5 protein-coding genes and 1 pseudogene are annotated in these 5,180 nt (G+C 53.7%); all 6 read right to left on the bottom strand.

The window, feature by feature from the left end; all coding sequences use genetic code 11:
• A partial coding sequence (locus IQ242_RS16115; RefSeq protein ID WP_193960651.1) for an arylsulfatase occupies positions 1-1,733 on the bottom strand: 1,733 nt, incomplete at its 3' end.
• Between the two features lie 54 nt (positions 1,734-1,787).
• On the bottom strand, positions 1,788-2,570 hold the full coding sequence (locus tag IQ242_RS27210) for a DUF1214 domain-containing protein (RefSeq protein ID WP_370583011.1): 783 nt from the start codon (positions 2,568-2,570) through the stop codon (positions 1,788-1,790).
• Between the two features lie 54 nt (positions 2,571-2,624).
• Positions 2,625-3,398 (bottom strand): annotated as a pseudogene (locus IQ242_RS27215) (DUF1254 domain-containing protein); the annotation flags it as partial.
• 100 nt (positions 3,399-3,498) lie between these two features.
• On the bottom strand, positions 3,499-3,990 hold the full coding sequence (locus IQ242_RS16125; protein WP_193960653.1) for a glycine zipper family protein: 492 nt from the start codon (positions 3,988-3,990) through the stop codon (positions 3,499-3,501).
• A 168-nt stretch (positions 3,991-4,158) separates the two neighbouring features.
• Entirely contained in the window at positions 4,159-4,683 is a 525-nt protein-coding gene (locus IQ242_RS16130; protein WP_193960654.1) for a type IV pilin-like G/H family protein, read from the bottom strand.
• A 24-nt stretch (positions 4,684-4,707) separates the two neighbouring features.
• Positions 4,708-5,109, bottom strand: a complete 402-nt coding sequence (locus tag IQ242_RS16135; RefSeq protein ID WP_193960655.1) for a hypothetical protein — start codon at positions 5,107-5,109, stop codon at positions 4,708-4,710.
• Between the last annotated feature and the right edge of the window lie 71 nt (positions 5,110-5,180).

The following is a 5,180-nucleotide window of genomic DNA, read 5'->3' on the forward strand; positions in this document are numbered from 1 at the left end:
ACATTATATTTAACCGCCTCGATCAGAAATTGTCGCTGTAGTTCGTGCAGTTTCTCTGGCATTTCCTGGCAGAGATCCCGAGCTTGCGTCCAATCCGTACTGCCGTCGTATAGTTCCCAGATATCATCGTCGAAAGGAACCATCGTCTGTCCAGTCATCACCCACGGGGTGCGGTGCTTGGTAATCGCGCTCCAACCCTTGTAATAGATGCCCCGATTGCCAAACATCTCGAAATACTGCACATCATGACGTTCGGGGGCAGCTGCGTCGTTAAAGGTATAAACCATACTCGTACCCTCGTAGGGACTTTGTAGGACACCGTTAACCATCGTCGGTTCGGGAATGCCTACCACTTCCAACACCGTCGGGGCCACATCAATAACGTGACAGAATTGGTGACGAATCCCACCTTTTTCCTGGATGAGTTTGGGGTAACGAACAATCGTACCGTTGCGGGTGCCGCCCCAGTGGGAAGCGACCTGTTTCGTCCACTTATAGGGGCTACTCATCGCCCAGGCCCAACCGACCGCGTAGTGATTATAGGAATCGGGCGCACCGAAGTCATCTAGTTTCGAGAGGAGAAATTCCGGGGTTTCTAGACTCGCTAACCCGTTAAAGTTGGCCATCTCGTTAAACGCGCCCTGAAGCGTTCCCTCGGCGAAGGCACCGTTATCACCGACGATGACGTAAATTAGCGTATCGTCGAGGATTTCTAGCTTTTCTAAGGCTTGAATCACTCGTCCCACCTGATCATCGGTATGTTCCAGAAAGGCGGCGTACACCTCCATCTGGCGCTCTAATACCGGCTTCAGGCGCTCGTCCATGTCATCCCATGGGGGAATTTCGGCGTGACGGGGGGTGAGTTCGGCATTTTGGGGAATTACGCCCAGTTCTTTCTGTCGGGCAAAGGTGATCTCACGCTGGCGATCCCAACCGTGAGCGAATTGGCCTCGATACTTGTCGATCCACTCCTTCGGGACGTGGTGGGGGGCGTGGGTTGCGCCGGGGGCGAAGTAGGCAAAGAAAGGCTTATTGGGGGCGAGGGCTTTTTGTTGACTAATCCAAGCGATCGCTCGATCGGCCAGATCCTCGGTCAGGTGATAGCCTTCCTCCGGAGTTTTCGGCGGTTCGATCGGGGTCGTTCCCTCGTAAAGTGCCGGGTCCCACTGGTTATTTTCGCCACCGATAAAGCCGTAGAAATACTCGAATCCACCCCCGCCGGAGGGCCAAGCGTCAAAGGGACCGATCGGGCTGGTTTGCCAAACGGGTACTTCGTGGCACTTACCGAACTGCGCCGTGGAATAGCCGTTCAGCTTCAGGGTCAAGGCGAGGGGGGCTTTGGTGTTGGGACGAACGGAACTCTGCCCGGGGGCGGAGGTGGCGGTTTCGGTGATGTTGCCCATGCCGACCGAGTGATGATTCCTTCCAGAGAGCAAAGCCGCGCGGCTGGGAGAGCAGAGGGCAGTGGTATGAAAACGGGTATATTTTAGCCCCTGTGCCGCTAATCGCTCGAAAGTGGGGGTATTGCACGGCCCACCGAAGGCACTGGAGGCTCCGAAGCCCACGTCATCGAGCAGCACGATCAGCACGTTGGGCGCACCGGCCGGCGGTCGGATATCTCGAATCGGGGGATAGTCAGTGTCCGGATTCTTCGCGTCGTAGGTGGTTAGACCGAAGGGGGTTAAGTCGGGAATCGGTAGAATTTGGCGTTGGATCGGTTTGTCTTGGGTCATCTTGAGGGCTCCTTTTAAATTGTGCGATCGAGAGGTGAAAATCGGAAAAATCGGCTATTTCATTACCTTGATCTCCCCCGGCCGCCAAGACTGGTTAAACCAAGGCTCTAGGGGACCGTAGAGTCGGAGGATAGTATTCCAGCCCGTGCCAGGGACCGTCTGTATCCAGTTCTTTTCCTTACCCGCCGGAGCTTTCGGTCCGAAATAGACATCTACTGAACCGTCGGGGTTGCTGAGAAGTCCTTTCGTCTGACTGCTAACGCTGGGAAAGCGTTGATCGGTCTGGATCATCGATCGCGTCTGGTTGCTGTAAAGGATAACTGACCAGAAATCTTTAACGGGAACGTTCGGGGGTAGGTGCAGGCGATAACTCTTGCCACCGTCGAGAGGGTTTCCTTGAGCATCGCGGGCCGTCCATGCGTATTGGGAACCCCGTCCCACCATTTTCTCTTCCATTGCAGGAGTAACACCCGTCGCCATGAAGTAGTAATAGATATAGGCATCGAGGTTGAGAACACCGGGCTGGGTCTGGAACTGGTAGCCACCGATAAAAGGTAATTCCCAATGGCTGTTAGCGTAGTAGTAAGCGTTTTTGTCCCGCATCTGGAAGGCGATCGCCCGGGCTGTGGCATCCCCGACAGCGGCCGCTTCGGTGAGGATTTTTTTCATCCGCGCATCCGGCGCGAAGGGCTTGCCTTTTTCAATGCCGATCGCCGCATAGTATCCTAGTCGAATCTGATCGAGGGATTCGCTCGGTTCTTCCTGCACGGCTTGATTAAGGAATTCCCAAAACCGATAATCCGCCGGGGCGACTGTGTTGAAAGGTTTGCCGGACATATCGACGAAATTTAACGGTTTTGGATTGTTGGTATCCGTCAAGGGATAGATTTTCGTGAATTTTTTCACCAACTCTACCCCCGGTTTCGGATCTCCGTTGACCAGGAAACTCCGCCAAGGAACCCAGAGATTAAAAGTCGGCGATCGCACTAAGGTATATCCCGATGGCACTTCTCCCGTATACCCCGGCGGTAATAACAGGTACTTGCCCCCTTCCCCCTTATCCGGCCCAGTAATCCCCACATCGATCACCCAACGGAACCAGAGATCGTTAATCGTCCCCAATACCTTCGGGGGAACTTCCAAGACGATCGGCCCGTTTTTCAGGTCGATCCACGCCCAACTGTAAACGGTATTATCGTTGGCGGTGAGAAAGATCGATCGCGAGTCTAGCAGCTCCTCGAAAATCGGCACGACGGTATTGGCGGGTCCCAAGGTGCGGATTGCGTTGCGGTTAGCAACCTGATTGACCGCCGGAATGGCCAGTAGATAGGCTTGAACGGCGCGCTGGAAATCGAGGTTATCGAATAGTTTATCGGCGGTGGCTTTGTCGGGAAAACCATCGAAGAAATTTAACTGGCCGAGACGGGTTTCTACTCTAGCGGGGGAGGCGATCCCAGGTGGTAGGGGAGTGGAGAATTGGAATCGGGGATCGGCGGGAGAACCGCTCAGGGATTGTCCGATACTCGGATAGGCGGCGATGAGCGAACTGACAGTTACGAAGACGAGAACGACCGCAACTAAGGGCGCTCGTTCGGTAAGCCGGAAAAAGCGTGCCGCTATGCGGATACCTGCGGGATCGAGTAGTTTTTTGAGGTTTCTCAACATGGTTAACCGGTTATGTCAAAAATCGCTTATATTTCGGTACAGAAATAACGGGGAAAGAAAGGGGATTTCCAGAGATTTCCGCTTCTGCGATCGCCGAAAATCACTGGACGCTGTAACCCCGTCCCTCCATACAGGCTGTCCAGGCTTGATAGTAGGTTTGTAATCGCTGGTTTTCCTCTTGGGTCGCTTCGACTTGCGCTTGCTCGGCCTGCTGTTGTTCTTCTCGTTCTCGGAACAGTCCCGCCAAGGCCCCGACTCCCGCCCCGATCGCTGCACCTTCCCCAGTATTCCCAGCGATCGCTCCTCCGACCGTTCCTAATAAAGCGCCTCTGGCACTTGCGCGAAGCACTTGTCCCTGTTGCGAGGATTGGGCGGCAGTGGCGGGGGATATCTGATCCGGCTGACTGGGATCGACCCCGGTTTGCTGTTTTGCCCAAGAATAACAAGCGTAATGGTCTTGCTGTTGTTGTTCTTGGCTTTGTCCTTGACTGGGATAGGCGAAGGGTTCGGCCACTTGAGCCAAACTGACATCGGTATGGAAAAGAATACTTCCTAATACGATCACGCTCAGGGTTTCGATCGATCTTTTCATGAGATACTCCGATCAACTGAATCGATAATTAATTGTTAAAAACGAGAGAAAAACTCGATAAATTTAGACAGATTACCGAGAGGATTAAATCGTTCCCGAAAAGTCAAGTGATCAACTGTCCCGGGCCCGCTACCAGCAAGACAATTAACTGTTCTCCCAACCTCAACACTACTCGTTCACCTCGGAAGCGGGAACCTGTACGGAGAAGTCGCCGCACTGGAGGGTCAGTTTTCCGGGGTTATTAAACTGATTGCCGCGCACCAATTGCGGATCCGCCGGACGCGTCTGACCGGGATTGGTATTCTGACAGATAATCGTCGTGATTTTCGGATCTTGGTTAGGAGTGATAAAAGCCGCACCCACATAAGCTTTTAGCTGATTGCTGACGGTTGAGCGAGCGGGGATAACGTAGCTATAGGCGGCCTCGGAAGTGGTGCGAATGGCATAATCAAAGGTTTTCGGCAAAGTAACCCCGAAATCTTCTTGAACATTGTCAACTTGCGCTCGAAAATTCCCGTTATTCTGATAATAGGTGCGCTGTCCCTCGGTCATCTTGGCGACGGCTTGCAAAGCGGCGTTCTGAGCTTGAGCGATCGAATTACCTGTTTGACTTAGAGTCAGATTGCCTGTAGCGAGGAGAGCGAGAGAACTAAAAAGGAAAGCGAGGGAAAAATGTCGGTTAGGTTTTCTCATGGGATATTCAAGGCTAATAAATCTTTAAAAAGGTGCGGTCACGACCCGATAGTAAACCCCGTTAGCACCGTAGGCGGGACTTAACCAAGCCGTACCGCAGCGGTAATAAGTGCTTGTACCAACTGGGTTATAAACGCATCCCCCTGGGAGGTTAGTATAGATCGCTCCGAGGGCGTAGGCACTGCCCGCCGCAAATCCTGCATTGTAGGATTCCGCTTGATTGGCAGTGGCAGCCGTGGCGCCGAGGGCGACTCCTGTGGTGGCCGCCGCTCCAGCTGCGGCCCAACCACCGCAGTTATAACAGCCCGCACCGTAGTAACTATTGACAACGGTGGGCGGTTGACATCCTCGCCGCCGTGAAACGGACGGCGATTCCCAAACCTCACGATTTGGGTTTCTGCTTCTTTCCCGAAGGATTTTTCGCACCTGCCTTAACAGATTTACTCTGTTCTGGTCTTATGGTCGCGACCCGGACTGACACCGCAAGCCCTGCGGCC

It is taken from the genome of Microcystis sp. LEGE 08355, assembly GCF_015207185.1.
Taxonomy (GTDB): Bacteria; Cyanobacteriota; Cyanobacteriia; order Cyanobacteriales; family Microcystaceae; genus Microcystis; species Microcystis panniformis.

What these genes read in the sequence shown, in the direction of transcription:
- IQ242_RS16125 (WP_193960653.1), bottom strand. Translation starts at nt 3,990, where the DNA reads ATGAAAAGATCGATCGAAACCCTGAGCGTGATCGTATTAGGAAGTATT.
- IQ242_RS27210 (WP_370583011.1), bottom strand. Translation starts at nt 2,570, where the DNA reads ATGTCCGGCAAACCTTTCAACACAGTCGCCCCGGCGGATTATCGGTTT.
- IQ242_RS16130 (WP_193960654.1), bottom strand. Translation starts at nt 4,683, where the DNA reads ATGAGAAAACCTAACCGACATTTTTCCCTCGCTTTCCTTTTTAGTTCT.